The sequence below is a fragment of the Actinomadura logoneensis genome, assembly GCF_003428695.1.
Taxonomy (GTDB): Bacteria; Actinomycetota; Actinomycetes; order Streptosporangiales; family Streptosporangiaceae; genus Spirillospora; species Spirillospora logoneensis.
This window is the reverse complement of record NZ_QURH01000033.1, coordinates 1-3483: the sequence shown is the minus strand read 5'-3', so window position 1 is coordinate 3483 and position 3483 is coordinate 1. Positions and strand designations below refer to the sequence as shown.

The following is a 3483-nucleotide window of genomic DNA, read 5'->3' as shown; positions in this document are numbered from 1 at the left end:
GGCGCGGCGCGTTCTGCGGCGCGGCACGGCGTCCGCCGGCGGCCTGCCTGCCTCCGCCCTGGCGCGACGGCGCTCCCCGGCCTCCGACACGGGCCGGCCTGCGGCCGCGGGCGGGGGAGCCGGGGTCACCGTTCGGTGTACCCCGGCCTGGGGGCATGGCGCTACCGCCGGGGCGGCTGGAGCCCTGTGCCGGAGGCGGGCTCTCTCCGTATTCCGGTCCGTATTGGCTTCGGTAACTCACACGACCTCATCGGTGGGGGTACGGCTGTGCGTCGTCCGAGGGTACTGCGCACCGCGGGGCGCTGGGGGCGGCCCTGCCGGTCCCGCCCGACCGATCAACGAGGCAGCAAAGCGAAAAATCCCTGTTCAAGAACGGTTTTATGCTTTTGTCACTAAATGAGATGGATCACTGGTGGTGGCACCGCGGGCACCCACCGTCCGCACGGCGCTCCGCGTGTCCTCTCGGAGGACGCGAGCCCGGCCCGACAGGTTGTCGGGCCGGGCTCATCGTCGTCGGATCGGACCGCTCGCGTCCAACCGCCGGGGTCAGACCACTCGGAACAGACCACTCGGGTCCGACCGCTGAAGTCCGACCGCTCGAGTCCGACCGCTGAAGTCGGACCACTCGGTCCGGCCGCTCGGGTCAGATCCGGATCACGGCTCGTCCGGCGGCGCGGTCGCGAGGATCCGCGGACGGTCGGCCACCGAGTTCGGCCAGGCCGGACCGCCGTGCCCCCGCCCCTTCTTGCGCCCGTCGCAGCGCGGGTCGCCGTTGTGGATGGTGCACCACCACTTCGGCGGCGGGTTGGACGGCGGCTTGTTCGGGTCGCAGTTGGCGTCCGGGAAGGGCGACTGGCACGGCTGCTTGCCGCCCCCGCCGCCGTTGTCGCCGCCGCCCCGGCACCGCGGGTCGTACTGCGCGAACGGGTTGTTGTCACACCACGGCGGACGCTTGTCCTTGCCCTTGTCCTTCTTCTTCTCCTTGAAGACGTCCACCCACTTCTGCGGGGTGCCGACCCACGCGGGCGGCGGGAACTGCTCGACCGCCATGCCCTTGGTCGCCTCGGCCATGTAGGCGTGCCAGATCCGCGCCGGGACGCTACCGCCGACGACCTCGCCGATGCCCGGCACGACCAGCGTCTTCCGGTCGTTGTTGTACATCGTCACGGCCGTCGAGATCTGCGGGACGTATCCGACGAACCATGTCGCGACGTTCTTGTCCGTCGTACCGGTCTTACCGGCCACCGGACGGTCCGAGAGCGCCGCCGACGGCGCGGTGCCGCCCGGCTTCACCGGCTGCTGCAGCGCGTACGTGACGTCCTGCGTGATCGGCTTGGACAGCGCGGACCGCTTGACCTCCCAGTCAAGCTTCTTGAAGACCTTGCCGTCCGCCGTCCCGACCCTGCGGATCACGTGCGGTTGGTAGTAGGTGCCGCCGTTGGCGAAGACCGCATACCCGGCCGCCTGCTCGATCGGCCGGATGTTGTTGACGCCCAGCGCGATGCCGTACTTGTCCTTGTAGTCGCCGACCATGTCGGAGCTCACGCCGAGTTGCTCGGCCATCGCGACGATCTGCGCCGGGCCGGTCTTCAGCGCCAACTGCGCGAACGCGGTGTTCGTCGACTCCTTCATCGCCTGGATCAGGGTGATCCCGCCCTTGGCGTGGTGGGAGTTCGGCAGCCCGCCCTGCGTCACGTCGTTCGGGGCACCGCCCTTGACCGAGTTGCCCTGGCCGTCGAAGCCCATCCCGGAGCGGCCCTCGACCAGGCTCTTCAACCCGTAGCCCTTCTCCAGCGCCGCCGCCAGGACGTACGGCTTCATCGCCGAACCGGCCTGCGCGCTGCCCAGCCACACGTTGTCGTAGGCGTCCTTCAGGTAGCTCGGGCCGCCGTAGATGGCCTGGACCTCACCGTTGTCGGTGTCGACCGACGCCAGTCCCAGCCGGATGTGCTTCTTCAGCAGCTTGTTGGGATCGACGCCCGGCACGGTGTCCTCGACGGCCTTCTTCGCGGCGGCCATCTTGTCCTTGTCGAACGTCGTGGTGACCCGCAGGCCCTTCTCGACGACGGTCTTCTCGTCGATGCCCTGCCGGTCGAGCTCCTTGAGCGCGCGCTTGATGGCGTAGCCGCGCTGCCCGCCGAACGTGGACGGGCCGCCGATCGGCTTGGTCTCGGGCAGCCGCTTGTTGTACTCCGCGAACTGCTGGTCCGTCAGGCGGTTCATCTTGTGCATGCCGTCCAGGACGTACCGGTACCGCGCGGCGGTCTCCGCCTGCCAGGTCTTGTTGCCGCTGCGCGGGTCGTACTTGCCCGGCTGCTGGATGATCGCGGCGAGCAGCGCGCCCTCGTCCGGCGTGAGCTGGTTGACGTGCTTGCCGAAGTAGGTGTTGGACGCGGCCTCGATGCCGTAGGAGTTGCGGCCGAAGTAGATCGTGTTCAGGTACAGCTCGAGGATCTTGTCCTTGCTGCCGAGCTTGTCCTCCAGCTTCAGCGAGATGAACAGCTCCCGGAACTTGCGGCCCATCGTCCGCTTGTCGTTCAGGTAGTAGTTCTTCGCGAGCTGCTGGGTGATCGTCGAGCCGCCCTGGGTGTCGCCGCCGCTGACGTTCGTCCACACGGCGCGGCTGATGCCCGACACCGAGAAGCCGCTGTCGCTGTAGAACGACCGGTTCTCGGCGGCCACGACCGCGTACCGGACGTGCATCGGCACCTTGCTGATCGGGACCGTGACGCGGTTCTTGCCGATCCGGCCGATCTCGGTCTTCCCGTCGCTGTAGTAGAAGATCGCGGCGGTCTTCGTCGCGTCCGCGTTCCCCTCGTCCGGGACGGGCGTCTGCGCGTACGCGATGCCGATCATCGTGCCGAGGCCCGCCGAGACCAGCAGCCCGGAGCCGACGACCAGCTTCCAGGACGGCACGAACCGCCGCCACCCCGTCGCCCGGGACCGCAGGTGGTCGTACCACCGGCGCGGACCGCGCTCCGGCGGCCTCCGCCGCCGCCCGCCGCCACCGGGACCACCCGGCCCGCCAGGTCCGCCAGGTCCGCCCGGACCGCCGGGACCACCGGGGCCGCGCGGGCCTTCCGGTCGTACCACCGGCGCGGACCGCGCTCCGGCGGCCTCCGCCGCCGCCCGCCGCCACCGGGACCACCCGGCCCGCCAGGTCCGCCAGGTCCGCCCGGACCGCCGGGACCACCGGGGCCGCGCGGGCCTTCCGGCTCACCGAACCCGAACTCGAACACGCCCGGCACGGCGCCGTCGCCCGGCATTCCGGTAGGCGCCGGGCCGGCGGGCTTCATCCCGGGGCCGCCGGGGCCGCCGGGGCCGCCGGAAGCGGGCATCCCGAACCGGTTCGGCCCGCCAGGACCGCCGGGTGCGCCCGGGCCACCAGGAGCGGGCGGGCCGCCAGGGGCGTTCATCGCGCCGGGGCCGCCGGGACCGCTCGTGACACCGGGGAATCCGGGACCGCCCGGCGCGCCCGGGCCG

General features: G+C 71.1%; 1 protein-coding gene. It reads right to left on the bottom strand.

From position 1 onward, the window contains the following. Positions 1-654: 654 nt before the first annotated feature. Positions 655-2916, bottom strand: coding sequence for a transglycosylase domain-containing protein (locus DZF91_RS01800; protein ID WP_147340939.1), 2262 nt, complete (start codon positions 2914-2916; stop codon positions 655-657). Between the last annotated feature and the right edge of the window lie 567 nt (positions 2917-3483).